Genomic DNA, 26,445 nt, shown 5'->3' with positions numbered 1-26,445 from the left:
AGCGGGCTTGCCCGCGATGGCGATCGAACTGCCGACACCGTTCACGCCGGTGTTTTCTTGACCCGCAACGCCTTGGCCTTTGCCTCCACCGCCAAATACATCACCAACGCCACCAACAGCGGCAAAATAAAGTAGATCGCCCGGTAGGCAATCAGCCCTGCAAGCAAACTTCCCCGCGACGCCTCATGCTGCATCAGCCCGATAAACACTGCTTCCAGCACACCGAGCCCGGCGGGGATATGGGTGATCACCCCGGCAATCGCGCTGATCAGCAGCACGCCCAATACCAGCGGGTAGTCCAGCTTGGCGGGCAGCAACGTAAAGATCACCGCCGCCATCAACGACCAATTCAACGCACCCAGCGCCAGCTGCAAACAAGCCATGCGCAACGACGGCAAGTTGATCTCGATGCCTTTGATCGACCACGCGCGTTTCTTTGCAAACTGGCAGGCCGCCAGATAACCCAGGCTGGCCAGCACCAACACCACGCCAATGCCTTGCAACGCGCCGCTGCTGACCTTCCAGCCCGGCGGCATTGTCACCAGCCCACTGCTGAATACCCCTCCGGCCACGGCCATATAGCCAAACCAGTTGGTGGCCAGGCTCAGCCCAAGAATCTTGGCGATATTGCTGGTGCTCACCCCGAGCCGCGAGTACAGCCGATAGCGCATGGCAATGCCGCCGACCCACGCGCTCAGGTTGAGGTTAAAGGCGTAGCTGATGATCCCGACCGGCAGGATCTGCTTCCAACGCAAATCCTGGCGAATGTAGGTGCGGCCTATCAGGTCGAAGCTGGCGTAGACAAGAAAGCTGCAGAGCGTCAGCCCACCGGCGATCAACAGCGTGCGCAGCTTGAAGGCCGCCAGCGTTTGCAGCACTTCGCTCCAGTCGATGCGCCGTGCGAGCAGGGTGAACAGCACAATCAGCAGCAGAAAAAACGCGAACGTCAGCGGTTTCTTCCAGCGCTTGAACCGCGAGCCGCCGCTTTCAGTGCTCATGGGCCTGGCTCTCGAATGGCTTGAGGCGCGGTTTGTGTGCTGGCAGCCAGCCCGTCAGCGCGGGGAAGTGCCGCATGACATGGAACACCAAAAAGCCCACGGTCAATCGCCATAACCACAGGCGCGGCTTGCGGTTTTCCGGCATGGTCCGGCAATGATTACGTGCCAGTGTTTCCAGGCTTTCATACAGCTGTTGATTGAACGCGCGGTCACGAATCAGCACGTTGGCTTCCAGGTTCAGCGACAGGCTCAATGGGTCCAGGTTGCTCGAACCCACAGTGCTCCAGTCGTCATCCACCAAGGCCACTTTGCCATGCAACGGGCGCTGGCAATACTCGTGAATCACTACGCCATCCTTGAGCAAATAGTCATACAGCATGCGCGCGGCAAGCTTGGCCAGCAGCACATCGGGTTGGCCCTGCATAATCAGTTGCACCTGTACGCCACGTCGCGCGGCATTGCGGATTTCACGCAGCAGGCGATAGCCTGGGAAGAAGTAGGCGTTGGCAATCACCACGCGTTTTTGCGCCTTGCTCAAGGCGTGTATATAGGCCTCTTCGATATCATCGCGATGTTGCAGGTTATCGCGATAAATCAGGCGCACCAGGCCGTCGTCGGTGTGCGTCGGCCACAGCGATGGCCGTTGCTGGCGCCGTCGCCAGCCGCGTCGCGTGCGCACCTGGCGGCCACTTTGGGCGAGGGCGAAATGATGCAGGTCCGCCACGGCCGGGCCGCTTACCTGCACGGCATAATCCTGCTTGGCTTCGGGGCCGAAATCACCCAAGTGGTCGGCAGAAAAATTGATCCCGCCGATAAACGCCACGGCGGCGTCCACCACCACAATCTTGCGGTGCAGGCGACGGAACCAGTTGGTGCGAATGCCCACTATCTTCGCTGCCGGGTCAAACATTTGCACCGTCACCCCGGCCTCGGCCAGCTCACCGAGAAAGGCAGGGCTCAGCTCGCCGCAGCCAAAGCCATCGAGGCTGACGATGACCTTTACGCCGCGCTGCGCCGCTTCGATCAGGATGCCTTGCAGTTCATGGCCAACCTTGTCTTCGAACAGAATAAAGGTTTCCAGCAGGATCTCCCGCTGTGCCTGGCGCATGGCCTCGAAGACGGCGGGAAAGTACGCCTCGCCGTTCTCCAGCAGCTCAATGCGGTTGCCCGGTTGCCAGCCGTAATCCAGGTCGCGGGCCTTGGCATCATCCGGTGGCTGGTCGGTGGCAATGTGTTCCACGGCGACATTCATAGTTCGATCTCCACCGACAGCGGCACGTGGTCTGACAGGTGAGACCAGGGCCGCGTCGTCAGCGCCCTGGGGTTATGCACCTTCAGGTTACGCACATAGATGCGATCCAAAGGCAGCAATGGCAGGCGCGCCGGAAAGGTGCGCGCCGGTTTGCCATGGGCTTCGATAAACACTTCCCTGAGCCCGCTTTGGCTCAGGTTGGCCTTCTGGCGCCAGTCATTGAAATCACCGGCGACGATCAGCGCCGCGTCAGCCGGAATCTCGGCAATGCGCTGCTCCAGCAAACGCAATTGCTGCTGGCGATGCACCTCGCGCAGGCCCAGGTGCATGCAGATCGCATGCACCTCTTGGCCGCTGCCCGGCAAGCGCAGCACGCAATGCAGCAGGCCACGGCTTTCATGCCCGCTCTGGGAGATGTCGAGGTTGTCGTAGCGGATGATCTGGAATTTGGACAGCAGCGCGTTGCCGTGGTCGCCATGCGGGTAGACCGCGTTGCGGCCGTAGGCGAACTGCGGCCAGATGCTGTCGGCGAGGAACTCATACTGCGGCATCTTCGGCCAGTCGCTGTAACGCTGCGGGTGCCGCTCATGGGTGCCGTGGATTTCCTGCAGGAACACCATGTCGGCACCCACGCTGCGCACCGCCTCACGCAACTCGGGCAGGATGAAGCGTCTGTTCAACGCGGTGAAACCCTTATGGATATTCACCGTCAGCACGGTGAAGCGGGTGATGGCGGTGCTGGGCGTAACGGGCACCCAGTCGGCAATCGCAGCCATGATCGCTCCTGTGGATAAGTAAAGGGTGAAGCCTGTTTTATTGGCTGATGTTATTGGCTGACTGCGGGTGTTGACGGAAAGTTTCGAGTGACCTACAGGCGGTGCTGTTAACCGATCGTTCCCACGCTCCGCGTGGTAATGCAGCCCGGGACGCTCCGCGTCCCATGGACGCAGAGCGTGGGAACGATCAGCGCTCAAACCCGTCAGTTCCTTACAGACCCTGCTGAAGGAGCCCGGCGTTTTGCTGAATCTAAAGACTGCATTACTGCTCGTCGCGTTGTTGGTGTGTGGCAATGGCGCGCTGCAAGCTGCGGCGCCTGCGGCAGCTGAGGCTCCAGCCAAGCCGGAGTTGCTGGTCGAAGGTGGCCTGCTCGGCGCCATCAGCTCCAGCATTGACGATGTGCAAGACAAACTCGACCTCAACCAGAACCTCATCGACGCCTGGCGCCTGCGCGCCGACCGTGCGGCGGATGAAGTCGGGCGGCTGGTCGATCAAACCGCACAACGTTCGCCGTGGAGCGTGGGCGGGGACTTCCTGCTGCTGTCCGGGGTGTGGGTCGGCGCCTTTGCGACACTCACACTGCTCGGGCGTTTGAGCGTGCAGCGTCTCGGTCGGCGGCGTTTCGTTGAGCAGCGCGGGCGTCTGCAGGGCGTTCTTGGCTACGTGGTGCCCTACACGATTCCAGCCTTGATCTGCCTGCCGCTGACGCTTTACGTCAGCCACTTTTTACCCAGCTCCGTAGGCCGTGCGCTGGCGCTGTGTTTTGCCTATGCCACCAGCAGCGGTATCTTCTCCACGTCGATGCTGTTGTGCGTCATCGTCATGTTCAACGTCGGCCACAAGCGCCCAGCCGTGCAGATTATTCGCAACTATTGCCCCAAGCCGCTGTTCCTGATCGGCTTTCTCGCCGCTCTCAGCGATGCCCTGACCAGCCCGCAGATCGCGCGCCAGTTGGGTGGCAATATCACCAGCAGCATCGCGGTGTTTACCGGCCTGTTCGCGGCGGTGATTTTCGGCGTGCTGGTGGTGCGCCTGCGCCGTCCGGTCGCGCATCTGATCCGCAATCGGCCGCTGGCCCAGCGCCTCAAACACCCGGCGCTGCAGCAATCGCTGCGAGTGTTTTCCGGGCTGTGGTATTGGCCGATTCTGTTGATGGTGCTGGTCTCGGCGATCAACCTGATCGGCGCCGGCGACGATAACCAGAAGGCTTTGCGTTGCGCGCTGTTCACCACGATTCTGTTGATCGGCACAGTGTTTCTCAGCACGGTGTTGCAACACCTGTTCAAGTCCCGCAGCCAAGTGGCGATCCAGCGCAGCAGCGCCTACAAAGAGCGCTTCCTCAGCCTGCTGCACGCAATACTGCGCATCGCCATGGCCATCGCGTTTATCGAAATTCTCGGGCGTATCTGGGGTGTATCGCTGTTCGAATTTGCCCAGCGTAACTCGGTAGGCCGGGCGATCAGCGATTCCCTCAGCAGCATTGGCCTGATCCTGCTGGTGACCTGGCTGTTCTGGGTGGTGCTCGACACAGCGATCCAGGAAGCCTTGAAACCGCCGGTCAACAAGCGCTCCAGCCGCCAGCCGAGTACACGGGTCAAAACCATCCTGCCGTTGTTGCGCAATGCGGTGAAGATCGTGCTGGTGGTGATCTGCGCGATCACCACCATGGCCAACCTAGGCATCAATGTCGCACCTCTGCTGGCGGGTGCCGGTGTGGTCGGTCTGGCCATCGGTTTTGGCTCCCAGCAGTTGGTGCAGGACGTGATCACCGGCCTGTTCATCATCATTGAAGACACGCTGTCGATCGGCGATTGGGTAGTGCTCGACTCCGGCCATGCCGGCACCGTGGAGGGCCTGACCATCCGCACCCTGCGTCTGCGAGACGGCAAGGGGTTTGTGCACTCGGTGCCGTTCGGGCAGATCAAGGCGGTCACCAACCAGTCGCGGCAGTTTGCCTATGCGTTCTTCTCGGTGCAGTTCACCTACGACACCGACGTGGACAAGGCTGTGGAGCTGATCCGTGAGGCGGGGCAGTCGATCCGCGACGATGTGTTCCTCAAGTACAACCTGCAAGGTCCGCTGGAAGTGTTTGGGGTCGACAAGATGGACCTCAACGGCGTGGTGCTGACGGCGCAGTTCCGTACCGTGTCGGGCGGGCAATATGCTGTGAGCCGCGCGTTTAACCAGCGCCTGAAAAAGCTTGTGGATAACTGTGATGAGGTGCACTTCGCGCAGACTTATCCACAGCAGGTTTGGCTGCCCAAGCGTTCGGCGCCTGTGGATGAGGCGGGTGAGGAGGTGCCGGGTGCGGTGGTGGTGACCGAGCAGCACAGGCCTCAATGATGTAATGACTGTTCCGGCCTCATCGCAGGCAAGCCAGCTCCCACCGTTGGAATGCATTCCCCTGTGGGAGCCGGGCTTGCCCGCGATGAGGCCGGCAAGGTCCATACAGGTATCAGCGCCTGATCAACCTCTCCTGCACCGCCTGCAAGTCCTCCTCCAGCAACACCTGCTGCTTACCCGCGACCATCACCGCCGCCGGCAAGCCATCGCGGTACACAACCCGATTGCCGCTCACCGCCGGCACTTTGCTGCCTGGCAACAAGGTGCCCACCAGGTTCAATGGGTCCGCCCCGCACACCGCAATCAAACTGCCGTCATGCGGCCGACGTCTGACCTCACGTAGCAACGGGATCGCCTCCGGCAACGCAAACTGTTCCCCCGCCAAACCACTCACAAACCGCCCGCCGCGAATCTCACCCCGCGCTTCCAGGCGATGGAAGGTGCGCAGCAATTCGCGCCAGCTTGGCAGCCAGTCGGGCTCCCGCTCCAGCAACCGCCAGAACACCACGCCATAACGGCGCAGCAGGGTCATCGCCACATGCTCCAGGGTCTCGGCCGAATGCGGGCCGGCGGCGCTGGGCGAGCGGCGCAACAAGGCCCAGCGCCCGGCGTCGTCCATGCCGCCAATAAACGCCCCGCGCCCACGCCGGCTACTGCGGGCCTGGCGTTTGCTGGCGGGCGTGGTCAAGGCCCGCAGCCCGGCAAAGCTGTCGGCATTCACCAGCCCCGCGCCCACCAGTTCCTGCAAGGCGGTTTCCAGTTCGCTGCGCAGCAGATGGGCTTCATGCACCAGTTCGTCGAAAAACAGCGCGCCGTGTTCACGCAGCGCCAGGTGGACTTTTTGCGCCTTGGGCGACAGCGTGGTGCTGTCGGTCGGTTCGGTCAGCCCGCTCCACAACGGCACCTGGCTGCGCGGCAGCAACACCACCGGCGTACTGCGCAGTGCCAGGGCGCCGGCCTTGTTGCTCAGGCGCGTCCATACCAGTTTGCCGCTGCGGCACAGCTCGTCGAGCCAGGTGGAGGAATAGTCCTTGAGCCGCGCACTGAGCAAGTCGCTGTCCCAGGCCGAGGTGGCGGCGGCGTAACCTTCGAACTGCCCGACAATCTGCGGCAACATTGCGCTGCCCTGGCCACGGGTGCCGTCGGACAGGTGCTGCCAATCGAACAGAAAGCGCATGAAGTCCTGCAGCGCCACCGGCTCGATTTCCCGGCGCAGACGCTTGACTGTGTAGCGATGGATACGCGCGAGCAAATGCCGCTCGCACCATTGTTCCTGGGTGGCGCCGGGGCTGAAATGGCCGCGCAGCACATAGCCTTCCTGCTCCAGACGCGCGAGTGCCTGGCTGATATCCGCGACCGGCAGCGCCAACGGCGTGGCGATCTCAACCAGGCTCAATGGGCCGAAACCGCCGAGGCGCGCGCGCAGCACTTCGGCCAGTGCATCGTCAAAGGTCCAGGGCTCATCGAAGCCCGGCAACAACGGCAGGTCATTCGGATAGATCGCTTGCAGGCAACTCAAGCGCTCTACCGCTACCCACAGGCCATTGTCCAGTTGATAGGCGCGCCCACCCTTGGCCAAGGCGTGCAACCACTCGGCCCATTGCGGCGTGACTTCGTTGCCGGCGATACACGCCAGGCTCATCAGCGCCTCATGCATTTCATCCAGGCCATTGGGCGCGGGCCAGGCTTCTTCATGCACGCCGGCAATGGCCTCGGCGTCCAGCGCGCCGAGGTCGTCGGTACTGTGCGGGTCGCTCCAGCGACGGTTGAGCACGGCTTGGGTACGGCGCTCTTCCAATGGTGCGTCGTCGAGAAAGGTGTAGGGCCGCGCGCTGAGAATTTCGGCGGCCATGGGCGAGGGCGCAGGCAGGTCGCGGCTGATCAGGCGCACTTCGCCGCGCTCCATGCGCCGCAACAGCGTCAGCCAACCTTCGCTGTCCATGGCTTCGTGCAGGCAGTCGTCGAGGGTTTGCTCAACCAGCGGGTGTTCGGGTACTTCGCGTTCACCGGCGAGGTTTTCCAGGCAGGCAATCTGGTCGGGAAACACGCTGGCGATCAGGTCTTCGCTTTTCATGCGCTGGATCTGCGGCGCCACCTTGCGCCCGCCGGTGTAGCGCGGCAACGCCAGGGCCACACCGGCATTCCAGCGCCAGCGCACGCCAAACAGCGGTGCATCCAATACGGCCTGAATCAGCAGGTGTTCGGCGCTGTTGCTGTTCACATAGCGCCACACTTCATCCAGCTCAAAACTGTGGCTGGTGGACAGCGACAGCACGATTGCATTCTCACTGGCGGCTGCCTGCAATTCAAAGTTGAACGTGCGGCAAAAACGCTTGCGCAGCGCCAGGCCCCAGGCGCGGTTGATGCGGCTGCCGAACGGCGTGTGGATGATCAACTGAGTGCCGCCGGACTCATCGAAAAACCGTTCCATGATCAATGTGTCCTGGGACGGTAATGCGCTCAGCGCCAGGCGCGCACGGGCCAGGTAATCAAGGATCTGCTCGGCGCTGGCGCGGTTCAGGCCAAGGCTGGCGGTGAGCCAGTCTTGCGCGGGTTGCAGGTCACCGGGCGTGGTGCTGAGCAGAGCGTCCAACTGCCCCTGAAAACGTGCGACTGCCGACGACAACTCGTTGCTGCGCCCCGGTGCTTCACCCAGCCAGAAGGGGATGGTCGGCGGCTGGCCGTGGGCATCTTCGACGCGCACCTTGCCGCTTTCTACCCGCAGGATTCTATAGGACGTATTACCGAGCTGAAAGATATCCCCGGCGATGCTCTCCACCGCGAAGTCTTCGTTGACGCTGCCGATGTTCAGGCTCTGAGGCTCCAGCAATACGCTGTAGTCGGCGTTGTCGGGGATGGTGCCACCGCTGGTCACGGCGGTGAGTTTGGCGCCACGGCGGGCGCGCAGGGTGTGGGTCACGGCGTCACGGTGCAGGTAGGCACTGCGGATGCCCTGGCGGCCGTTATAGCCGTCGGCGAGCATGTGCAGCAGCGCCTGGTAGTGGCGTTCATCGAGTGCGGCGTAGGGTGAGGCGCGACGGATGAGGTCCAGCAACGCCTGTTCCGGCCATTCGCGGGCGCTGACTTCGGCGATGATTTGTTGGGCCAGCACGTCCAGCGGGGCGATGGGGATGTGCAAGGTGTCCAGTTCGCCGCGCCGCACGCAGTCGAGCAGGGCGGCGCATTCGATCAAATCATCACGGGTGGTGGCGAACAGTCGCCCCTTGGGCGTGCCGCCGACCTGGTGACCGGAACGCCCGACCCTTTGCAGAAAACCGTTGATGGAACCGGGCGAGCCGATCTGGCACACCAGGTCGACCTCACCGATATCAATCCCCAACTCCAGCGACGCGGTGGCGATCAGCACTTGCAGTTCACCGGCCTTGAGCCGTTGCTCGGCGTCCAGGCGCAGCTCTTTGGCCAGGCTGCCGTGGTGCGCGGCCACAGCGGTCTTGCCCAAACGCTCGCTCAAGTGCCGGGCCAAGCGTTCGGCCAGGCGCCGGGTGTTGACAAACACCAGCGTAGTGCGGTGTTCGCGGGCCAGCGTGGCGAGGCGGTCGTAAACCAATTCCCACACATCGTTGGCCATCACCGCCGAGAGCGGCACTGGTGGTACTTCGATATCCAGGTCGCGGGGGCGCGCGTGGCCGATATCGACGATGGCGCACTCACGCCCGCTGCCGACCAAAAATCGCGACACCGCCTCGATAGGCTTTTGCGTGGCCGACAGGCCGACGCGGGTCAATGGCTCGCTGCATAACCCTTGCAGGCGCTCCAGGCTCAGAGCCAGGTGGCTGCCGCGCTTGCCGGCGGCGATGGCGTGGATTTCGTCGACGATCACCGTGCGCGTGCTGGCCAGCATCTGCCGACCGGAGTCCGAGCCCAGCAGCACGTAGAGGGATTCCGGCGTGGTGACGAGGATATGCGGCGGCCGTTTGCGCATGAGTGCGCGGTCTTTTTGCGGGGTGTCGCCGGTACGCACGGCGGTGCGAATAGTCAGCGGCGGCAAGCCCTGCGCCTGTAATTGCGCGGTGATGCCGGCCAGCGGGTTTTGCAGGTTGATCTGGATATCGTTGGACAGCGCCTTGAGCGGCGACACGTACACCACCAGCGTTTCGTCCGGCAGTTGCCCACCGTTGGCCAAGCCTTGATGCACCAGGTCATCGAGCACCGCCAGGAACGCAGTCAGGGTCTTGCCGGAGCCTGTGGGCGCGGCGATCAAGGTTGAGCGGCGTTGGCGGATCAGCGGCCACGCCTGGGCCTGGGCGCCGGTCACCGAGGGGAAGGTGTTGCCAAACCAGGCACTGACGGCGGGGTGGAAGCCGTCCAATACCGTGTCGGTTGATTCAGGAAGGTTCATCTATTGATTGATACTGCCCATGCCAACAAGTTGCAATCAGGTACTTTGTCCGTGACGGTTGCGCTACAAACCCGCAAAATGCAACGATTCTGGCAACAACCTACGGCAAGGCGCACACGCCTGCCGATAATAACCATCGTTCCAAACAGACCGGGCCTGCTCAATCTATGCGAATGCGCCTTATGTTACTGGGCGGCGGGAATGCCCTCGGGCAGGCGCTGATTCGCCTCGGTGCAGAGGAAGACATCGGTTTCCTCGCACCTAAACCGCCCCAAGACGGCTGGGATGCCGCGAGCCTCACCCAATTGCTCGACGACACCCGTCCCGATGCGCTGATCAACCTCGCCTACTATTTCGACTGGTTCCAGGCCGAAGCGGTCAGCGAAACGCGTTTGGCCGCGCAGGAGTTCGCCATCGAACGCCTGGCCGAACTGTGCCAGCACCACAACATCACCTTGCTGCAACCGTCCAGCTACCGCGTGTTCGATGGCTCTCGTGCCACCGCCTACAGCGAAAAAGACGAACCGGTGCCCCTGGGCTTGCGCGGCCAGGCGTTATGGCGGATCGAGCAGAGCGTGCGCGCCACCTGCCCGCAACATGTGCTGCTGCGCTTTGGCTGGCTGCTGGATGACAGTGTCGATGGCACCCTCGGGCGCTTCCTGGCACGTGCCGAAAAGCCGGATGAATTGCTGATGGCCGATGACCGGCGCGGCAACCCGACGCCGGTGGACGATGCGGCGCGGGTGATCATTTCGGTGCTCAAGCAACTTGATTGTGCGGCGCCGCTGTGGGGCACCTATCATTACGCTGGCCACGAAGCGACCACGCCGTTGGCGCTGGGGCAGGCGATCCTTACTGAAGCGCGCAATTTCCATCCGCTGGCGATCGAATCTCCCACCGCCCAGGCCCACGCGGCCCGGCCGGATGCGGCGGACGAGCCGCAGCACGCGGTGCTGGCCTGCAAGAAAATCCTCCACACCTTCGGCATCAAACCACGGGCGTGGCGGGCGGGGTTGCCGGCGTTGCTGGATCGGTTCTACCGACATAGCTGAAGGCAACACAAAAAAATGTGGGAGCTGGGCTTGTGTGGGAGCTGGCTTGCCTGCGATAGCATCACCCCGGTATCACTGATACACCGAGGTGCCTGTATCGCGGGCAAGCCCGACTCCCACACAAGCCCAGCTCCCACATTGGGTTATGCCGTGTTGTTTAGAACTTGTAACCAATACCCACCATGTAAACCATCGGGTCAACATCCACATTGACCTTGGCGCGTGTGCCTTGGCCCAGCGCATTGTTATCCACAGTCGCCTTGGTGCTGATGTCGATGTAACGCGCCTGGGCGTTGATCATCCACTTGTCGTTGATCATGTAGTCGGCGCCGATCTGCGCGGCCCAGCCCCAGGAGTTTTCAGCCTTGAAGTTGCTGAAGCCAGCTTGTTCGGCGCGGCTGCCAACGTGCTCGTCGTAGATCCAGGTGTAGTTGATACCGGCGCCTACATACGGCTGGAACGCGGACTTGTTGTCCAGCGGGTAGTACACGACGCTCAAGGTCGGCGGCAGGTGCTTGAGCGTACCGAGCTTGCCGTTGGCGGCGCCCAGGGCGGTGTTCTTGATCTTCACGTCATGCTCGAACGGCGTGGCGGCCAGCAGTTCGATACCGATGTGGTTGGTGATCATGTAGGCGAAGTTGAGGCCCAGTTGGGTGTCGCTGCTCATGGTCGCTTTGCCGCCCAGGTTGGTGCCGGCCAATGGCCCCTGGTCAACCTTCACATGGCCGCTGTCTGCTTTCGGGTTCACGGTGATTGCACCGGCGCGAATCAGAATATCGCCGGCTTCGTGAGCGTGTGCGACAGGGGCGGCGAGGGCGAGCGCGAAGAGGGACGCGCCGAGCAGAGACTTGTTCATGGGAGCTCCAAAAGGACGTTTAAAAGTTGTACGTCCAATGGTAAAGATCGTTCCGTCCGATCTTTTGACTCAGCTCAATGAAAGCTCGATCAGCGTTACTCCTGCAGTTCGTAGACGTAAATCTTCTCGGCATCCATCTGGTAACCGGCGTCGGCCAGCTCACTGGAAGACGGCTTGACCTGCATCGCACCTTCGATCCAATACGGCTGATACAGCTCATCAAGCTTCACGCCGACTTCGCTTTTTACATGCACGATCTGGTTCGACGGCGGCGGCGGTACGTGGATGCACGCGCCGAAATACGGCACCAGCAAAAACTCGGTGGTGCGGCCTTCTTCGCTGACTTCCAGCGGCACGATATAGCCCGGCAAACGGATGTGCTTGCCGTTCAGGCTCTGCACCACTGGCGCGTTGGGCAGTTCCTGTTTGGCCGCAGGCGCGGCCTCGACCGAAAGCGCATCGGCCATGTTCGACAGGTCGTGCAGCGGTTTCATGTTGGGGACTTCCGGCGGCGCGTCCGGCGGGATCATTTCCTGCCACGACAGGTCCTTGGGCTGCTCGTCGGCCCAGGCGGGCACCACCACCAGCAGCAACAGCGCAAACAGGGCACGATGCATCGACAGCTTCCTCATAAACGTATGGACAGGCCATCGGCCAACGATTGCCGATAGGCGCGCCACGCGGGCACGCTGCCCATCAACAGCGCGGCGGCCAGGATACCGATGAGCAAGGTCCATTCATATTCGCTCGGCCACGACATCGGCAGGTCCAGGCCGTAGTTGGCCTGCAAATACCCGCGCGACGCGGCGATGCACACGTACAGCAGACCCACGCCCGCCACGACGCCCGACAAAGCCAGCGCGAAGGCTTCGAAGATCAGCAGGGTCGCAATGTGCCAGGGGCGTGCGCCCACCGAGCGCAAAATCGCCATCTCGCGGCGGCGTTCATTGAGGCTGGTGAGGATTGCCGTAAGCATACCGATCAAGCCCGTCAGCACCACGAACAGCGAGATCACGAACAGCGCTTTTTCGGCGGTGCCCATCATGCTCCACAGCTCTTGCAGCGCCACGCCCGGCAGGATCGCCAGCATCGGCTCGCCACGGAACTCATTGATCTCGCGTTGCAGCGCGAAGGTGGAAATCTTGTTGTTCAGGCCGAGCATAAACGCAGTGATCGCTTGCGGCGTGAGGTCCATATTGCGTGCCTGGTCGGCACTGATACGGCCTTTGCCCTGGGCCGGCACGCCGTTGTGCCAGTCGATATGGATCGCCTCCATACCGCCGAGGCTGATGTGCAGCGTGCGGTCCACCGGCGTGCCGGTGCGCTTGAGAATGCCGACCACGGTAAACGGTTTGTCGTCGTGTTTGACCAGGCTAACCACTGCTACACCGTGGGCCAGCACCAGCTTGTCGCCGAGCTTGTAGTGCAGCGCATCCGCCACTTCGGCGCCGAGCACCACTTCGAATGGGTCAGTGGCGAAAGCACGGCCGCTGGCCAGTTCGAGGTTCTGCTTGCGGCCATATTGGTAATGCTCGAAGTAGGACGCGTTGGTGCCCATCACGCGATAGCCACGGTGCGAGTCGCCGAGGGAAATCGGGATCGCCCATTTCACCTGCGGGCTGGCGGCGAAGTGCTCGAAGCTGTCCCAACGGATGTTATTGGTGGCGTTGCCGATGCGGAACACCGAATACAGCAGCAAGTTGACCGAGCCGGAGCGGGCGCCAACGATCAGGTCAGTGCCGCTGATGGTGCTGGCGAAACTGTTGCGCGCCTCAACACGCACGCGTTCAACGGCGAGCAACAGGCACACCGAAAGGGCGATGGCGAAGGCAGTGAGAATCGCGGTAAAGCGGCGGTTAGCCAGGCTGGCCATGGCTAGACGGAACAGATACATCTCAAACCTCTGCGGGCGTGGCGGCGCGATTGAGTTCGGCCAGCGACAGGTGGCGGTCGAACAGCGGCGCGAGGCTCTGGTCATGGCTGACGAATAACAGACTGGCGCCTGCTTCGCGGCATTCGGCGAACAGCAGCTGAATGAACGCTTCGCGGGCGTCGTAATCGAGGGCTGAGGTGGGTTCGTCGGCGATCACCAGTTCCGGTTGGCCGATCAACGCACGGGCGGCGGCCACGCGTTGTTGCTGGCCGATGGACAGCGAGTCGGCACGGCGTTCCAGCAGGTCTTTGTCCTTCAAGCCCAAATGCGCCAGCAAGGTCGCGGCGGCCTGGTCGACGCTGCCGTGTCGCTGAGTCGCCCGCTGCGCACGCAGCCTGGAAAAGTGACACGGCAGTTCGACGTTCTCGCGCACTGAGAGAAACGGCAACAGGTTGAATTGCTGAAAAATATAGCCGGTGTGATCGACGCGGAAGCGGTCGCGGGCACCGGCCGAGAGTTCGGTCAGCTCCTGGCCGAGCAGGCGAATGCTGCCACGGCTGGGTTTCTGAACACCGCCCAACAGCCCGAGCAAGGTGGTTTTGCCACTGCCGCTCGGGCCTTTGAGAAACAAGGTTTCCCCCGCTTCCAGGCGGAACGCGGGGATATCCAGCAACTGCGGGTGGCCGGGCCAGTTGAAGCCCAGGTCAGACAGTTCGATCAGTGCTTGGGTCATGTGAAATCAATATCGCCTGGTTGTAGAGCGTGGCGCCGATCCAATGTGGGAGCTGGCTTGCCTGCGATGACGGCGGCACATTCAATATCGATGTGTCTGTTATACCGCTATCGCAGGCAAGCCAGCTCCCACATTGACCGTGTTTCAAATCAGAATTTAAGAGTGGCGGTCGTGGCCGTCGCTTCAACACCTTGCTGGCCGCTTGGGCCGATCAGTTGTACCTGAATCTTCTGGGTGGCAGGGAAGGTCTTGAACACTTGGGTCAGGTCGAGGTTGCTCAGCGCGGTCGGCGTGGCGCAGGTGAACTGGTAGTGCGCGTGGATTTCGCTGTGGTCGTGATGATGTTCGTGGGCGGCAGTGCCTTTGCCGTCGGTGGCGTGGTCGTCATCGTCCTCATCATGGTCGGCTTCAGGCTTATCGCCAAACAACGGGCTGTTGAGTTCCTGGGTGCTGATCACACAACCGGCAGATTTGGGCAGCTTGAACAGCGCCTGTGGGTTTTCCAGCTGCTTGCGTGCGGCGGCGACCTTGGCTTTGTCGGCAGGCGTGGTGGCCTTGTGTTCAAAGCCCACAAGGTTCATGGCCGGGCTGTCGAATTCCAGCTCAAGCGCCTGGCCGTCGAGTACCGCATTGAGGCGGCCGACACCATGTTCGTGGGCACCGAGGCTGCCGTGTTCATGCTCATGATCGTGTTCATCGGAGGCGTGGGCGATGGCCAGGGGCAGCAGGGCAAACGGCAAGGCAAGCAGCAGACGGCGCATGAGAAGGCTCCATAAGATGAAAGTTTTGTTATGTGATCTTATAACAATATTCGCGCCAGTTTGAACGCCCGCTTGGCGTTGCGCAAGTCGCGTGGGAGCATGCGGGTCGGAAAACTGCGGGAGTAAGAGCGATGTTGCGAATTCGTGGAACCGTCGGTGACTTGCCGGTGGATTTGACCCTGGAACTCGATGACGGCGATTGGGCGCGCCTGGGCGAGCACTTGCAGGCAACTCCGGCGCCGAGCGCGCCGGCTGTTGCGCCGGTCAAACACAACGATGATTTGTGGCAGAACGCCCAGGATCTGTTGCGCAAGGCCGGGCAACTTAATGGGCTTGAGTTGCTTGATCAGCTTGAAGGCTTGGCCGGTGATGCAGTCTCAGGCAAACGCCTGCTGGTACGGCTGCGCCACAGTGCCAGTGTGAAAGTGGCCAGCGGCGGGGATACGCCGCTGTACAGCTGGATCGGCGATTAATACAGCGCGGCGAACAACTTGCGACGGTACACCGTGACCAGCGGGTGGTCATTGCCCAGCAGTTCGAACACCTGCAGCAACGTCTTGTGCGGCAGGCCTTCGCTGTAGCTGCGGTTGCGGATAAACAGCTTGAGCAGGCCTTCCAGCGCGGCGTCGTATTGCTGGCGCGCCAGTTGCTGAATCGCCAGTTGATAGGCTGCTTCATCGTCCTGCGGGTCTTGCGCCAGGCGGCTTTTCAAGTCGGCGGCATCCGGCAGGTCGGCGGCCTGGCGCAGGAAGGTGATTTGCGCCTTGGCGCCGGCGAGGGCGGCTTTGTGATCGTCGCTTTTCACCGCGTCGAGCACGGTTTGGGCTTCGCTCAGTTCGCCGCGTTCGGCCAGGCAGCGTGCATACAGAATCAGCGCGGCGGCGTTGGTGTTGTCCTCGCCCAGCAGCGCCACCAGCACCGCTTCGGCATCGCTGATACGGCCTTCGGCAAACAACGCCTGGGCCTGCTCCAGCGGGTCAGCCGCCTTCGGTGGCGGCATCTTCACGTGGGGCTCGAGCATCGCTCGCACGGCCGACTCCGGCTGCGCCCCGGCAAATCCATCCACCGGCTGGCCGTCCTTGAACAGCACCACCGTGGGCAGGCTTTGAATGCCAAAACGCGCGACGATGTCCTGCTCGGCCTCGCAATCGACCTTGGCCAGCAGCAACTCGCCCTGATAACTCTCGGCAATTTTCGCCAGCATCGGCATCAATGCCTTGCACGGCGCGCACCACTCGGCCCAGAAATCCACCAGCACGGGTTTTTCGAATGAGTTCTGAATCACTGCCTGGTCGAACGTAGCAGTGGTGGCGTCGAAGATGTACGGCGTGGGCTCACTCATGGGGCGTCTCGAATAAAGCGGGAATGGGGCAACTATAAGGGCTGGCGAGGTTGGCTGAAAGCATGATGAGTTCAAGCCAGCCCCTACTGGAGAATGCGCTCAACTGTGGGAGCTGGCTTGCCCGCGATGGCCTCAAGCGCGCCGCGAATGGTACAGGCTCACTTTGCGAAACTCCCAAGGCTCGGCCAGGTCCGGCAGCGTCAGCGCATCGAGGATGTCCAGGCGCTGATACGCCGGGTGCTGGAAGTCGCGCACCCGGGAGTCGGCCACCAGCGCTTCATGGCCACGCGTCAGGAAGTGGTCGAGCAGCGGCAGGTTGGCACGGTCGTAGAGCACGTCGGCCACCAGGATCAGGTCGAAGCGGTCGGCCTCGGCAAAAAAGTCGGCTGAATAACTCAGCGCTACACCATTGAGTTCGGCGTTTGCCCGGCAAGCGGCCAAAGCCAGCGGGTCGAGGTCGCAGGCCACCACTTCCAGCGCGCCCGCTTTAACCGCAGCAATCGCAGCCACACCGGAACCTGCGCCAAAATCCAGCACGCGTTTGCCCGCCACCCACTCGGGATTCGCTGCCAGGTAGCGCGCCAGTGCCAAACCGCTGGCCCAGCAAAAACTCCAGTACGGCGGTTCATGCAGGATGCGCCGGGTCTCTTCCTGGCTGAAGGCACGGTCCATGTTGCCTGCGTCCAGCAGCCACAACGACAGCTCGGTGCCCGGCAGCGGGCAGGGCACCAGTTGTGCGTCGCCGATCAGTTCGCTCAGGGCGCGTTGCAGGCCCAGCGGTGGCGTCATGGTGCCCGGACGAGTTGCAGAGGGCCGGTGGTCTGGGTGATCGCCTGGGTGATACGCACCGCAGGCAGGTGCAGGATCAACTGGCCGGACTGGCTGGCGCGACCGCGCAGTTCAACCCGTGCACCGGCTGGGAAAGCCTCTGGGTTAAAACGCAAGCGGAAGGCCAGGGGCTTGCCGTTGCCGGTGAGTACGCTGCTGGCGAGCAGTTGTTGCGGGCGGTTGCGCTCATCGATTACCAGCAGGGCCAGTTCGACTTCGGCATTGGCTGGCACGCCATTCAGAGTGCCGTTGATTTCCCGCTGGTAAGCCGGCAAGGGGCCGAGGTCTTCAATGCCGGGGACTTTTTTCTCTTGGGCAGGCGCGGGTTGTGGTGTCGACGGTTTTGGGGCTTCGCTGCTACAGGCGACCAGAAAACTGAACAGGGCGAGTAAAACAAGTGGTCGTAACTGCATGTACGGCTCCAGAAAGGACAAAATCCGTGGCTTAAAAAATATGAAACATAATAGTCAGCCTATATACCGTAAAGGCTATGGCTTGTCTTGCCACGGGGATGCGCTACCATGGCCCTCCCATTTTTTGTTGCCTGCCAACCATGCACTGTCCCTTCTGCGGTGCCAACGACACCAAGGTCATTGACTCGCGTCTGGTCGCCGAGGGCGATCAAGTACGCCGCCGGCGCGAATGCCTGGCCTCTGGCTGCGGTGAACGTTTCACCACCTTCGAAACCGCCGAACTGGTGTTGCCACGTCTGATCAAGTCCGACGGCAGCCGCCAGCCTTTCGACGAAGAAAAACTGCGCGCCGGTATGCAGCGCGCCCTGGAAAAACGCCCGGTGAGTGTCGAGCGGCTGGAGGCGGCGCTGGTGCATATCAAGCACAAGCTGCGCGCCACCGGCGAGCGCGAGGTCAAGAGCCTGGTGGTTGGAGAACTGGTGATGGGCGAGCTGCAAAAGCTCGACGAAGTCGCCTATATCCGTTTCGCCTCCGTGTATCGACGCTTCCAGGACCTCAATGAGTTCCGCGAAGAGATCGACCGCCTGGCCCGTGAGCCTGCCAAAGAATGAACCCACCGTCTGCCGAACAAGCCGTCCTCGATGCCCATTACATGGCCCGCGCCCTCGAATTGGCGCGCAAAGGCCTGTACACCACCCACCCCAACCCACGAGTGGGCTGCGTGATTGTGCGGGATGGGCAGATTGTCGGCGAAGGCTGGCATGAGCGCACCGGCGAGCCCCATGCCGAGCCGAACGCCCTGCGCGCCGCCGGCGACAAGGCCCGTGGCGCCACGGTGTACGTGACCCTCGAGCCGTGCAGCCACCATGGGCGCACGCCGCCTTGCGCCGATGCGCTGGTGACCGCCGGTGTGGCACGCGTAGTGGCCGGGATGCAGGACCCGAACCCGGAAGTGGCCGGGCGCGGGCTGCAGCGCTTGGCTCAAGCCGGCATCGAAACCCACAGCGGCGTACTCGAACAACAAGCGCGCGCGCTGAACCCCGGCTTCCTCAAGCGTATGGAACACGGCCTGCCGTTTGTGCGGGTCAAGCTGGCGATGAGCCTGGACGGCCGTACCGCGATGGCCAGCGGCGAAAGCCAATGGATTACCGGGCCGGCTGCCCGCGCCGCCGTGCAGCGCCTGCGCGCCGAGGCCAGTGTAGTGCTGACCGGCGCCGATACGGTGCTGGCCGACGGTGCGCGCCTTACTGTGCGCGCCGCTGAGCTTGGTCTGGACGAAGAAACCACCGCTCTGGCCATGTCGCGCCCGCCATTGCGCGTGTTGATCGACGGTCGCCTGCGGGTGCCGCTCAACGCTCCGTTCTTCAAGGCCGGCCCGGCGCTGGTCATCACCTGCGTCACCCCGGAAAACCAGTTCCCGCGTGGCCCGGAATGCCTGGTGGTGCCGGGCGTTGAAGGTCAGGTCGACCTGCGTTCGGCGCTGCTGGCGCTGGCAGCCCGTGGCGTCAACGAAGTGCTGGTGGAAGCCGGCCCAAGCCTGGCGGGCGCGTTTGCCCAGCAAGGCCTGGTCGACGAATACGTGATTTTCGTCGCCGGCAAGTTCCTGGGCTCCGCCGCCCGGCCTTTGCTCGACTGGCCGCTTGAGAAACTGGCCGACGCCCCCCAACTCAAGATCACTGAAATGCGCGCTGTAGGCGACGACTGGCGAGTCACTGCCATCCCGCTACCACCAGCGAGCGTATAATTCCGACCGGGCGCTCCAGCGCCCGTCCCGTTTTCCAGGAGAAGGCCATGTTCACCGGCATTATCGAATCCATCGGCAGCATCCGCGCCATGACCCCAAAGGGCGGCGACGTACGCCTGCTGGTTGAAACCGGCAAGCTCGACCTCGGCGACGTCAAGCTGGGCGACAGCATCGCTGTCAGCGGCGTGTGCCTGACCGTCATCGAGTTGCCGGGTAACGGCTTTGCCGCCGACGTCAGCCGGGAAACCCTGGACTGCACCGCGATGAACGACCTCAAAGCCGGCAGCCCGGTAAACCTGGAAAAAGCCCTGACCCCGACCACCCGTTTGGGCGGCCACCTGGTCAGCGGCCACGTTGACGGCGTCGGCGAAGTGGTTGCGCGCAGCGAAAACGCGCGCGCCGTGGAATTTCGCATTCGTGCGCCGAAAGAACTGGCCAAGTACATCGCCCACAAAGGCTCGATCACCGTCGACGGCACCAGCCTGACCGTGAACGCCGTGAATGGCGCCGAATTCGAACTGACCATCATCCCGCACACCCTGAGCGAAACCATCATGGCGTCGTACCAGCCAGGTCGCCGGGTGAACCTGGAAGTCGACTTGCTTGCCCGTTACCTGGAGCGCCTGCTGATGGGCGATAAGGCCGCAGAGCCAGCATCCGGGAACATCACTGAAAGTTTTCTGGCCGCTAACGGCTACCTGAAATCCTGACCAAGGGGGTGCCGCGTGGCGCTCAATAGCATCGAAGAACTGGTTGAAGACATCCGCCAAGGCAAGATGGTCATCCTGATGGATGACGAAGATCGCGAGAACGAAGGCGATATCATCATGGCCGCCGAGGCGTGCAAGCCCGAGCACATCAACTTTATGGCCAAGCACGCCCGTGGGCTGATCTGCATGCCCATGAGCCGCGAGCGCTGCGAGCTGCTCAAGCTGCCGTTGATGGCGCCGCGCAATGGCTCGGGTTTCGGCACCAAGTTCACCGTATCGATTGAAGCGACCACCGGCGTCACCACCGGCATTTCCGCCGCCGACCGTGCGCGCACGGTGCAAGCCGCTGCGGCCAAAGACGCCAAGGCCGAAGACATTGTGAGCCCCGGCCACATTTTCCCGCTGATGGCCCAACCGGGCGGCACCCTCGCTCGCGCCGGCCACACCGAGGCGGCCTGTGACCTGGCGCGCATGGCCGGTTTCGAGCCAAGCGGCGTGATCTGCGAAGTCATGAACGACGACGGCACCATGGCCCGTCGCGCCGAACTCGAGGCGTTTGCTGCCGAACACGGCATCAAGATCGGCACCATTGCCGACCTGATTCACTACCGCATGATCCACGAACGTACCGTTCAGCGGATTGCCGAGCAGCCGCTGGACAGCGAACTGGGCCAGTTCAACCTGGTGACCTACCGTGATTCAGTCGAAGGCGATGTGCACATGGCCCTCACCTTGGGGAGCATTTGCGCTGAAGAACCGACCCTGGTGCGCGTGCATAACATGGACCCGCTGCGCGACCTGCTGATGGTCAAGCAGCCGGGCCGCTGGAGCCTGCGTGCCGCCATGGCCGCGGTTTCCGAGGCCGGCAGCGGTGTGGTGTTGCTGCTGGGCAACCCGGTGGATGGCGACGTATTGCTCGCGCATATTCGTGAAACCGCCGAGCACACCCAGGTCAAAACACCGACCACCTACAGCATCGTCGGTGCCGGTTCGCAGATTCTGCGTGACCTCGGTGTGCGCAAAATGCGCCTGATGAGCGCACCGATGAAATTTAATGCGATATCCGGATTCGACCTGGAAGTTGTAGAATACGTGCCCTCCGAATAAAGGCTGGCGTTTTCTGCCCCTTGTTCGCGGTTAAATCATCACTGAGGGACGCACTTTTCGCGTCCCGGCTCTTTAAGAGATTTGTCGAATGACCCTGAAGACCATCGAAGGTACCTTCATCGCCCCCAAAGGCCGCTATGCCCTGGTGGTTGGCCGCTTCAACAGCTTCGTGGTTGAAAGCCTGGTAAGCGGTGCCGTGGATGCCCTGGTTCGCCACGGTGTGAGCGAGAGCGACATCACTATCATCCGCGCCCCTGGCGCCTTCGAAATTCCACTGGTTGCGCAAAAAGTTGCACAGCAGGGTGAATACGCGGCGATCATCGCCCTGGGCGCGGTCATTCGGGGCGGTACTCCGCACTTCGAATACGTGGCTGGCGAATGCACCAAGGGCCTGGCCCAGGTGTCCATGGAGTTCGGCGTGCCAGTCGCTTTCGGCGTACTGACCGTAGATTCCATCGAGCAAGCCATCGAGCGCTCCGGCACCAAGGCCGGTAACAAGGGCGCAGAAGCTGCCTTGTCCGCACTGGAAATGGTTAGCCTGCTGTCGCAGTTGGAGGCCAAGTGATTTCCGACGAGAGCGATCAGTTCAACCCACAGGATCCGCGTCCAGCCGATGCCGGCAAGCCATCCAAAAGCGAGAAGCGCCGTAAGGCGCGTCAACTCGCGACCCAGGCGCTGTACCAGCGCCTGATGGCCGGTGCCTCGCTGAACGAAATCGAAGCGCAGTTTCGCGTCGACAACGACTTCACGTTTGCCGACCAGAGCTACTTCCACGATATCCTGCACGGTGTGCATGCCAACCTGACCGAGATCGACACGGCTCTGGCGCCATGCCTGGACCTGACCATTGAAGAACTCGACCCGGTTGAACTGTGCGTGATGCGCCTGTCCACCTGGGAGTTGCTCAAGCGCGTCGACGTGCCTTACCGCGTGGTGATCAACGAAGGTATCGAGCTGGCGAAAGTCTACGGTTCGACCGACGGCCACAAGTTCGTCAACGGCGTGCTCGACAAGCTGGCCCCGCGCCTGCGCGAAGCCGAAGTGAAGGAACACAAGCGCTAAGTCGCTTGAGTCCTGAATGGGTGAGTTCGAGCTGATCCGCAATTACTTCGCTGCCGCGCCTTGTGCGCAGGGCGGTGAAGGCATTGCCTTGGGGATCGGCGACGACTGCGCCCTGCTGGCGCTCCCTGCCGGGGAGCAGTTGGCAATCTCCACCGATACGCTGGTGGCTGGCGTGCACTTCGCCGACCCCTGTGACCCGTTCCTGCTCGGCCAGCGCTCGTTGGCCGTGGCAGTCAGCGACCTGGCCGCCATGGGCGCCCATCCTCTGGCCTTCACCCTCGCACTCACCACTCCCACCGTCGATGCCGATTGGCTGCAACGCTACGCCCAGGGTTTGAACGCCATGGCGCAAAGCTGCGGCGTGGGGTTGGTGGGCGGCGATACCACGCGCGGGCCGCTGAGCCTGACCCTGACCGTGTTTGGCCGTGTGCCGGCCGGGCAGGCGCTGGTTCGCAGCGGTGCGCAGCCGGGTGATTTGCTGTGTGTGGGTGGTGAGCTGGGTAACGCTGCCGGCGCTTTGCCGCTGGTATTGGGGCAACGCACGGCGGACGCAGCTATCGCTGATCCGCTGCTCGCCCATTACTGGTCGCCGCAACCGCAGTTGGCGCTGGGCCTCGCGCTTCGGGGTAAGGCCACGTCTGCGATGGACATCTCCGACGGCCTGCTGGCCGATTGTGGGCATATCGCCAAGGCATCGGCTGTCAGGCTGGTCATTGAGCGTAAGAAACTGCCGTTATCCCAGGCGTTGCTGGCGTTTGTTGGCGATGACGATGCCCGTGTGGCCGCGTTGAGCGGGGGCGACGACTATGTGTTGGCGTTCACCCTGCCACCGGCCGAGCTGGCGCCGCTGTTGGCGGACGGCTGGCCGATTCACGTGATCGGCCGGGTCGCGGCGGGGCAAGGCGTGACGCTGATTGACGCCGCCGGGCAAGACATCACGCCAGCCGTGCGCGGCTATCAGCATTTTCGCGACACGCCTTAAGCGACAGACCTGCGCTACCCTCTATACGGTTATCCCTGTACAGGAGGTAGTCACCATGGGTGTGCGCCGTTGGCTGCTGATAGTGTTGTGCGCTCTCGCAACCCAGATTCTCGCCGATGAAGCACCTGTCCCTGGCAAGATCATGCTGGCCAGTGAGCAGTGGAACGACTACACCAACAAAGATGGCAGCGGCCTGGCCTGGGATGTGTTGCGAAAGATCTTCGAGCCGGTGGGCATTACCGTGCAAACCCGCAGCGTGCCCTATACCCGTTCGGTCGGCCTGGCCCAGCGTGGCGAGGTGGATGGCTGGGTCGGTTCCTATCGCGACGAAGCCAGTGGCGTGTTGTACCCGCACTGGAATTTCGACTCCGACCACATCTACGCCCTAGGGCTGGCAGCCACACCTGCACCGAGCGTCGCCACGTTGGGCAATTATCGTTTGGCCTGGGTGCGCGGCTACAAGTACGAGGAATACCTGCCGAATGTGCGCCGCTTCAACCCGATAGAACGTCGGAGTGGCATCCTGCCGATGCTGCAACACGGCCGCGCCGACTTCTATATTGATGCCCTCACTGAAGCCAAATACGTGCTCAGCCAGTCGGATGACCCGGCGCAATTCAAGCTCACTCATATAGCCGAACTGCCGCTCTACATAGGCTTTGCCGACACCGAGCGTGGGCGGGCATTGATGGGGGTTTATGAGCAACGCATGGCCACGTTGGTGAAGAGCGGCGAGTTGAAAGCGATTTTCGAGCACTGGAAACAACCGTACCCGTTCTGACCTGCATAGAACCAGGACGAAGGCCAATCGAACCTATTGATCTTTATCAGCGATAATTCAGCTTAAGCGTCTGTAGGAACCTGCTGTTACAATGACGCCCTCTGTGAAATCTGAAATCAGGAGCACACGGTGCCCGTCGTTTTCGTCGCCGCTTCCAAGCTGCCTACCCCTTTTGCCACGTTCACCATGAACGGCTTTCTCGAAGAGGCCACTGGCCGCGAGCACGTCGTGCTCAGCCTGGGTGATATCGCCGACGGCGCGCCGGTGCTCGGCCGCGTGCATTCCGAATGCCTGACCGGCGACGCCTTGTTCAGCCAGCGCTGCGACTGCGGCTCGCAACTGGAAGCGGCGATGCGCGCCATTGCCCGTGAAGGCCGTGGTGTGCTGCTGTACTTGCGCCAGGAAGGCCGTGGCATTGGCCTGATGAACAAGATTCGCGCCTACGAGCTGCAAGATGGTGGCGCCGATACCGTCGAAGCCAACGAGCGCCTGGGTTTTGCCGCCGACCAGCGCGACTACGCGATCTGCCTGCCGATGCTGGAGCATTTGGGCGTCAAATCCCTGCGCCTGATGACCAACAACCCGCGCAAAGTCAAAGCCTTGACCGAGATGGGCATCACCGTGGCCGAGCGCGTGCCGCTGCACACCGGGCAAAACCCGCACAACAAGCTCTACCTGGCCACCAAAGCCAGCAAGCTCGACCACATGATGGGCAACGAGCATCAGGGCGAGGTCGACCGCGCGTGACCCGTGGCCAGGTAAAACGGCGACTGTCCTTCAACTGGTGGCAGTACCTGGCCCTGGCATTGCTCCCGTTGTTTGTCATCAACCTGGTGTTTGGTCAGGCCGAATCCCTGCTTCCCGTACTGGCCATGCCGTTCTTTATTGCCGGCGTGGCCTCGATGTTTCTGAGCCTGCGTTATTTTCATGGATATAAACACGCGCTGATTGCCACTTCCAAAGCCCTCGACACGCCCGAAGAACCGGCTGCCTGGATCACCCTCGCGGCACGTCGGCGCACGGCGTTGCTGGTGGCTGCCCTGCCAGCCTGGATCGGTGCGTTGGCGGTGTTTGTCGGCCTGGAGGCGGTGCCGCTGTGCCTGCTGGCGCTGTCGACACTGGTGCTGTTCTATCTCTATCGCATCCCGCGTCAGCTGGGATGATGCGTGTTTGGCTGTCGCTTCTGGTGCTGGCATTCAGTGCCCAGGCGATTGCGGTTGAACGCGTCGTCAGCCTGGCGCCGTCTCTCTCCGAAATCGTGGTCGAACTGGGCGCCGCCGACCTGCTGGTGGGCGTGCTCGACGGCGGCGAGCGCCCGGCGGCATTGGCCCAAGTGCCGTCGGTTGGGCAATACGGCCAACTGAATATGGAGCGCTTGCTCAGCCTCAAGCCCGACCTCATTCTGCTCTGGCCCGGCAGTGTTGGCCCGGCCCAGCGCGAGCAATTGCAGCGCCTGAATATCCCGGTTTATGTGGCTGAACCCCATAGCCTTGAACAGCTGACGGCCCAGGTACAAGCCATCGCTCAACAATTGGGCCGCGAAGCGGCGGGGCGCACGCTGGCCGCGCAGTTACGCCAACGCTTGGCCGAACTGCGCCAACGCTATCAGCGCGCCGAACCGTTACGTGTGTTTTATCAGGTATGGAACCAGCCGCTGTACACCGTGGGCGGCGGGCAGATCATCAGTGATGCCTTGGAGGTATGTGGCGCACGCAACGTGTTTGCCGACCTCAAGCTGCCCGCGCCGCAGGTCAGCGTCGAGTCAGTGTTGCAGCGCAACCCTCAGCTGATCCTGGCGGGTGATCAGGCGCAACTCGACGAGTGGAAGGCCTGGCCTCAGATCGCGGCGGTGGCTGAAGGTCGTTTGCAGGTCGTGCCCGACAAGGGGCTGGAGCGGCCCAGCGGGCAGATGGTTGAGGCCATCGCGAAGCTCTGTCAGGCAATGGCTGCCCAGCGCTGAGAGTCGCTGTGTTTTCGTCTGCTGCGGTGCGATTAGTCTGTCAAAACCATCGGATTTTGCCTGGCGATCTACCCGCCTAGGAGTGCTAGTTTCGCGGCTCTCCCATTCGAGCTGATCAAGGACACATCATGCGTTATCTATTGGCGATGGCCGGCGCCGCTTTCGCATTGGCGCTTATAAGCGGGTGCGATATTTCCCAAAGAATTTCCGAACTGAGGACATTTGGTAATCACCCAGTGGTGGACAGGACCGCAACGGTGGACAGCACCCAGCAAGACCTCCTCACTATCCAGAAGCCTGCGAAAATCACCTCGATCCGTGGCGGCACCTCCCAGTGCTTTGATTACGCGTTGGAGCGCGATGGTAAAAGAGCCGATTATTTCGTCTCGTTCACCTCCCAGGGTTGGGCAAATGCCTGGGGCTACTCAACGTGCAGCAAGCAGGTGGCAGCAGGCAGCCTGACGTCTAACGAGCGGATCAAGAGGCAGTACTGACCATTGATAGTGCGCGC

General features: G+C 62.2%; 27 protein-coding genes. 15 read left to right on the top strand and 12 right to left on the bottom strand.

The features are described from left to right. Window positions 1-41 precede the first annotated feature (41 nt). Genes HU759_RS27110 through HU759_RS27100 form a run of 3 tightly spaced genes read right to left on the bottom strand, consistent with a single transcriptional unit; the run spans window position 42 to window position 3,026 of the window. Window positions 42-998 carry a lysylphosphatidylglycerol synthase domain-containing protein gene (locus HU759_RS27110; RefSeq protein WP_017135977.1) on the bottom strand — a complete coding sequence of 319 codons (957 nt, stop codon included), beginning with the start codon at window positions 996-998 and terminating at the stop codon, window positions 42-44. Continuing rightward, on the bottom strand, window positions 988-2,250 hold the full coding sequence (clsB, locus tag HU759_RS27105; RefSeq protein ID WP_099547547.1) for a cardiolipin synthase ClsB: 1,263 nt from the start codon (window positions 2,248-2,250) through the stop codon (window positions 988-990). Before clsB ends, HU759_RS27110 begins: the two co-directional genes overlap by 11 nt. Next, on the bottom strand, window positions 2,247-3,026 hold the full coding sequence (locus tag HU759_RS27100) for an endonuclease/exonuclease/phosphatase family protein (protein WP_017135979.1): 780 nt from the start codon (window positions 3,024-3,026) through the stop codon (window positions 2,247-2,249). The genes clsB and HU759_RS27100 overlap by 4 nt, the downstream gene beginning before the upstream one ends. Before the next feature lie 241 nt (window positions 3,027-3,267). Here HU759_RS27100 and HU759_RS27095 point away from each other — a divergent pair, with 241 nt between their 5' ends. Then, entirely contained in the window at window positions 3,268-5,370 is a 2,103-nt protein-coding gene (locus HU759_RS27095; protein WP_186617126.1) for a mechanosensitive ion channel domain-containing protein, read from the top strand. A 112-nt stretch (window positions 5,371-5,482) separates the two neighbouring features. Here the strand turns inward: HU759_RS27095 and HU759_RS27090 are convergent, their stop codons facing one another. Continuing rightward, window positions 5,483-9,730 (bottom strand): DEAD/DEAH box helicase, encoded by a 4,248-nt coding sequence (locus HU759_RS27090; protein ID WP_186617124.1) that lies wholly within the window; start codon window positions 9,728-9,730, stop codon window positions 5,483-5,485. A 167-nt stretch (window positions 9,731-9,897) separates the two neighbouring features. On the opposite strand from HU759_RS27090, the gene HU759_RS27085 reads away from it, so the two are divergent. Next, on the top strand, window positions 9,898-10,782 hold the full coding sequence (locus tag HU759_RS27085) for a sugar nucleotide-binding protein (protein WP_017135982.1): 885 nt from the start codon (window positions 9,898-9,900) through the stop codon (window positions 10,780-10,782). Window positions 10,783-10,939: 157 nt separating this feature from the next. Here the strand turns inward: HU759_RS27085 and HU759_RS27080 are convergent, their stop codons facing one another. The 5 genes from HU759_RS27080 to HU759_RS27060 form a co-directional block, all read right to left on the bottom strand. Next, window positions 10,940-11,638: an OmpW family outer membrane protein gene (locus tag HU759_RS27080; RefSeq protein WP_017135983.1), complete on the bottom strand. Its 699-nt coding sequence runs from the start codon at window positions 11,636-11,638 to the stop codon at window positions 10,940-10,942. Window positions 11,639-11,733: 95 nt separating this feature from the next. Beyond that, entirely contained in the window at window positions 11,734-12,255 is a 522-nt protein-coding gene (locus HU759_RS27075) for a DUF3299 domain-containing protein (protein ID WP_017135984.1), read from the bottom strand. Window positions 12,256-12,266: 11 nt separating this feature from the next. Beyond that, window positions 12,267-13,532 (bottom strand): ABC transporter permease, encoded by a 1,266-nt coding sequence (locus HU759_RS27070; RefSeq protein WP_017135985.1) that lies wholly within the window; start codon window positions 13,530-13,532, stop codon window positions 12,267-12,269. A 1-nt stretch (window position 13,533) separates the two neighbouring features. Beyond that, on the bottom strand, window positions 13,534-14,244 hold the full coding sequence (locus HU759_RS27065; protein WP_017135986.1) for an ABC transporter ATP-binding protein: 711 nt from the start codon (window positions 14,242-14,244) through the stop codon (window positions 13,534-13,536). A gap of 149 nt (window positions 14,245-14,393) precedes the next feature. Continuing rightward, complete coding sequence (locus HU759_RS27060; protein WP_170038026.1) at window positions 14,394-15,005, bottom strand: DUF2796 domain-containing protein; 612 nt, start codon at window positions 15,003-15,005, stop codon at window positions 14,394-14,396. A 131-nt stretch (window positions 15,006-15,136) separates the two neighbouring features. Here HU759_RS27060 and HU759_RS27055 point away from each other — a divergent pair, with 131 nt between their 5' ends. Then, window positions 15,137-15,478 (top strand): hypothetical protein, encoded by a 342-nt coding sequence (locus tag HU759_RS27055; protein ID WP_170038028.1) that lies wholly within the window; start codon window positions 15,137-15,139, stop codon window positions 15,476-15,478. On the opposite strand, the gene trxA is transcribed toward HU759_RS27055, so the two are convergent. The 3 genes from trxA to HU759_RS27040 form a co-directional block, all read right to left on the bottom strand. Next, window positions 15,475-16,347, bottom strand: coding sequence for a thioredoxin (gene trxA, locus HU759_RS27050; RefSeq protein WP_170038030.1), 873 nt, complete (start codon window positions 16,345-16,347; stop codon window positions 15,475-15,477). The two genes, HU759_RS27055 and trxA, sit on opposite strands and share 4 nt — an antisense overlap. A gap of 132 nt (window positions 16,348-16,479) precedes the next feature. Beyond that, window positions 16,480-17,136, bottom strand: a complete 657-nt coding sequence (locus HU759_RS27045; RefSeq protein ID WP_017135990.1) for a 50S ribosomal protein L11 methyltransferase — start codon at window positions 17,134-17,136, stop codon at window positions 16,480-16,482. After that, a complete protein-coding gene (locus tag HU759_RS27040; RefSeq protein WP_056861914.1) occupies window positions 17,133-17,588 on the bottom strand; it encodes a YbaY family lipoprotein in 456 nt (151 codons plus the stop codon). Before HU759_RS27040 ends, HU759_RS27045 begins: the two co-directional genes overlap by 4 nt. A 140-nt stretch (window positions 17,589-17,728) precedes the next feature. Between HU759_RS27040 and nrdR the strand changes: the two genes are divergently transcribed. From nrdR to HU759_RS26980, 12 genes are all read left to right on the top strand, one after another. After that, the gene (gene nrdR / locus HU759_RS27035) at window positions 17,729-18,199 is read left to right on the top strand and encodes a transcriptional regulator NrdR (RefSeq protein ID WP_015886108.1); all 471 of its coding nucleotides are present in this window, start codon (window positions 17,729-17,731) and stop codon (window positions 18,197-18,199) included. Beyond that, complete coding sequence (ribD, locus tag HU759_RS27030) at window positions 18,196-19,332, top strand: bifunctional diaminohydroxyphosphoribosylaminopyrimidine deaminase/5-amino-6-(5-phosphoribosylamino)uracil reductase RibD (RefSeq protein ID WP_017135993.1); 1,137 nt, start codon at window positions 18,196-18,198, stop codon at window positions 19,330-19,332. The genes nrdR and ribD overlap by 4 nt, the downstream gene beginning before the upstream one ends. Before the next feature lie 47 nt (window positions 19,333-19,379). After that, window positions 19,380-20,042 (top strand): riboflavin synthase, encoded by a 663-nt coding sequence (locus HU759_RS27025; protein ID WP_017135994.1) that lies wholly within the window; start codon window positions 19,380-19,382, stop codon window positions 20,040-20,042. 15 nt (window positions 20,043-20,057) lie between these two features. Beyond that, window positions 20,058-21,149: a bifunctional 3,4-dihydroxy-2-butanone-4-phosphate synthase/GTP cyclohydrolase II gene (gene ribBA, locus HU759_RS27020; RefSeq protein ID WP_017135995.1), complete on the top strand. Its 1,092-nt coding sequence runs from the start codon at window positions 20,058-20,060 to the stop codon at window positions 21,147-21,149. Window positions 21,150-21,237: 88 nt separating this feature from the next. After that, window positions 21,238-21,714 (top strand): 6,7-dimethyl-8-ribityllumazine synthase, encoded by a 477-nt coding sequence (ribE, locus tag HU759_RS27015; RefSeq protein ID WP_003176356.1) that lies wholly within the window; start codon window positions 21,238-21,240, stop codon window positions 21,712-21,714. Beyond that, a complete protein-coding gene (nusB, locus tag HU759_RS27010) occupies window positions 21,711-22,211 on the top strand; it encodes a transcription antitermination factor NusB (RefSeq protein ID WP_017135996.1) in 501 nt (166 codons plus the stop codon). The genes ribE and nusB overlap by 4 nt, the downstream gene beginning before the upstream one ends. Before the next feature lie 16 nt (window positions 22,212-22,227). Then, a complete protein-coding gene (gene thiL / locus HU759_RS27005) occupies window positions 22,228-23,193 on the top strand; it encodes a thiamine-phosphate kinase (RefSeq protein ID WP_186617122.1) in 966 nt (321 codons plus the stop codon). Between the two features lie 55 nt (window positions 23,194-23,248). After that, entirely contained in the window at window positions 23,249-23,974 is a 726-nt protein-coding gene (locus tag HU759_RS27000) for a transporter substrate-binding domain-containing protein (RefSeq protein ID WP_186617120.1), read from the top strand. Between the two features lie 129 nt (window positions 23,975-24,103). After that, the gene (gene ribA, locus HU759_RS26995; protein WP_017135999.1) at window positions 24,104-24,721 is read left to right on the top strand and encodes a GTP cyclohydrolase II; all 618 of its coding nucleotides are present in this window, start codon (window positions 24,104-24,106) and stop codon (window positions 24,719-24,721) included. After that, a complete protein-coding gene (locus HU759_RS26990) occupies window positions 24,718-25,137 on the top strand; it encodes a nuclear FMR1 interacting 1 family protein (RefSeq protein WP_064454324.1) in 420 nt (139 codons plus the stop codon). The genes ribA and HU759_RS26990 overlap by 4 nt, the downstream gene beginning before the upstream one ends. Beyond that, the gene (locus tag HU759_RS26985; protein WP_138451027.1) at window positions 25,134-25,934 is read left to right on the top strand and encodes a cobalamin-binding protein; all 801 of its coding nucleotides are present in this window, start codon (window positions 25,134-25,136) and stop codon (window positions 25,932-25,934) included. The genes HU759_RS26990 and HU759_RS26985 overlap by 4 nt, the downstream gene beginning before the upstream one ends. Window positions 25,935-26,062: 128 nt before the next feature. Then, complete coding sequence (locus HU759_RS26980) at window positions 26,063-26,428, top strand: hypothetical protein (RefSeq protein ID WP_138451025.1); 366 nt, start codon at window positions 26,063-26,065, stop codon at window positions 26,426-26,428. Window positions 26,429-26,445 lie beyond the last annotated feature (17 nt).

It is taken from the genome of Pseudomonas sp. OE 28.3 (genome assembly GCF_014268205.2).
In the GTDB taxonomy this organism is placed as follows: domain Bacteria; phylum Pseudomonadota; class Gammaproteobacteria; order Pseudomonadales; family Pseudomonadaceae; genus Aquipseudomonas; species Aquipseudomonas edaphica.
The sequence above is the reverse complement of the archived record's forward strand: the minus strand, read 5'-3'. Positions and strand labels throughout refer to the sequence as shown.

Excerpts from the sequence above, each read along its gene's own strand:
- HU759_RS27110 (WP_017135977.1), bottom strand. The coding sequence starts at position 998 with ATGAGCACTGAAAGCGGCGGCTCGCGGTTCAAGCGCTGGAAGAAACCG.
- clsB (WP_099547547.1), bottom strand. The coding sequence starts at position 2,250 with ATGAATGTCGCCGTGGAACACATTGCCACCGACCAGCCACCGGATGAT.
- HU759_RS27100 (WP_017135979.1), bottom strand. The coding sequence starts at position 3,026 with ATGGCTGCGATTGCCGACTGGGTGCCCGTTACGCCCAGCACCGCCATC.
- HU759_RS27090 (WP_186617124.1), bottom strand. The coding sequence starts at position 9,730 with ATGAACCTTCCTGAATCAACCGACACGGTATTGGACGGCTTCCACCCC.
- HU759_RS27085 (WP_017135982.1), top strand. The coding sequence starts at position 9,898 with ATGCGAATGCGCCTTATGTTACTGGGCGGCGGGAATGCCCTCGGGCAG.
- HU759_RS27080 (WP_017135983.1), bottom strand. The coding sequence starts at position 11,638 with ATGAACAAGTCTCTGCTCGGCGCGTCCCTCTTCGCGCTCGCCCTCGCC.
- HU759_RS27075 (WP_017135984.1), bottom strand. The coding sequence starts at position 12,255 with ATGCATCGTGCCCTGTTTGCGCTGTTGCTGCTGGTGGTGGTGCCCGCC.
- HU759_RS27070 (WP_017135985.1), bottom strand. The coding sequence starts at position 13,532 with ATGTATCTGTTCCGTCTAGCCATGGCCAGCCTGGCTAACCGCCGCTTT.
- HU759_RS27065 (WP_017135986.1), bottom strand. The coding sequence starts at position 14,244 with ATGACCCAAGCACTGATCGAACTGTCTGACCTGGGCTTCAACTGGCCC.
- HU759_RS27060 (WP_170038026.1), bottom strand. The coding sequence starts at position 15,005 with ATGCGCCGTCTGCTGCTTGCCTTGCCGTTTGCCCTGCTGCCCCTGGCC.
- HU759_RS27055 (WP_170038028.1), top strand. The coding sequence starts at position 15,137 with ATGTTGCGAATTCGTGGAACCGTCGGTGACTTGCCGGTGGATTTGACC.
- trxA (WP_170038030.1), bottom strand. The coding sequence starts at position 16,347 with ATGAGTGAGCCCACGCCGTACATCTTCGACGCCACCACTGCTACGTTC.
- HU759_RS27045 (WP_017135990.1), bottom strand. The coding sequence starts at position 17,136 with ATGACGCCACCGCTGGGCCTGCAACGCGCCCTGAGCGAACTGATCGGC.
- HU759_RS27040 (WP_056861914.1), bottom strand. The coding sequence starts at position 17,588 with ATGCAGTTACGACCACTTGTTTTACTCGCCCTGTTCAGTTTTCTGGTC.
- nrdR (WP_015886108.1), top strand. The coding sequence starts at position 17,729 with ATGCACTGTCCCTTCTGCGGTGCCAACGACACCAAGGTCATTGACTCG.
- ribD (WP_017135993.1), top strand. The coding sequence starts at position 18,196 with ATGAACCCACCGTCTGCCGAACAAGCCGTCCTCGATGCCCATTACATG.
- HU759_RS27025 (WP_017135994.1), top strand. The coding sequence starts at position 19,380 with ATGTTCACCGGCATTATCGAATCCATCGGCAGCATCCGCGCCATGACC.
- ribE (WP_003176356.1), top strand. The coding sequence starts at position 21,238 with ATGACCCTGAAGACCATCGAAGGTACCTTCATCGCCCCCAAAGGCCGC.
- thiL (WP_186617122.1), top strand. The coding sequence starts at position 22,228 with ATGGGTGAGTTCGAGCTGATCCGCAATTACTTCGCTGCCGCGCCTTGT.
- HU759_RS27000 (WP_186617120.1), top strand. The coding sequence starts at position 23,249 with ATGGGTGTGCGCCGTTGGCTGCTGATAGTGTTGTGCGCTCTCGCAACC.
- HU759_RS26985 (WP_138451027.1), top strand. The coding sequence starts at position 25,134 with ATGATGCGTGTTTGGCTGTCGCTTCTGGTGCTGGCATTCAGTGCCCAG.
- HU759_RS26980 (WP_138451025.1), top strand. The coding sequence starts at position 26,063 with ATGCGTTATCTATTGGCGATGGCCGGCGCCGCTTTCGCATTGGCGCTT.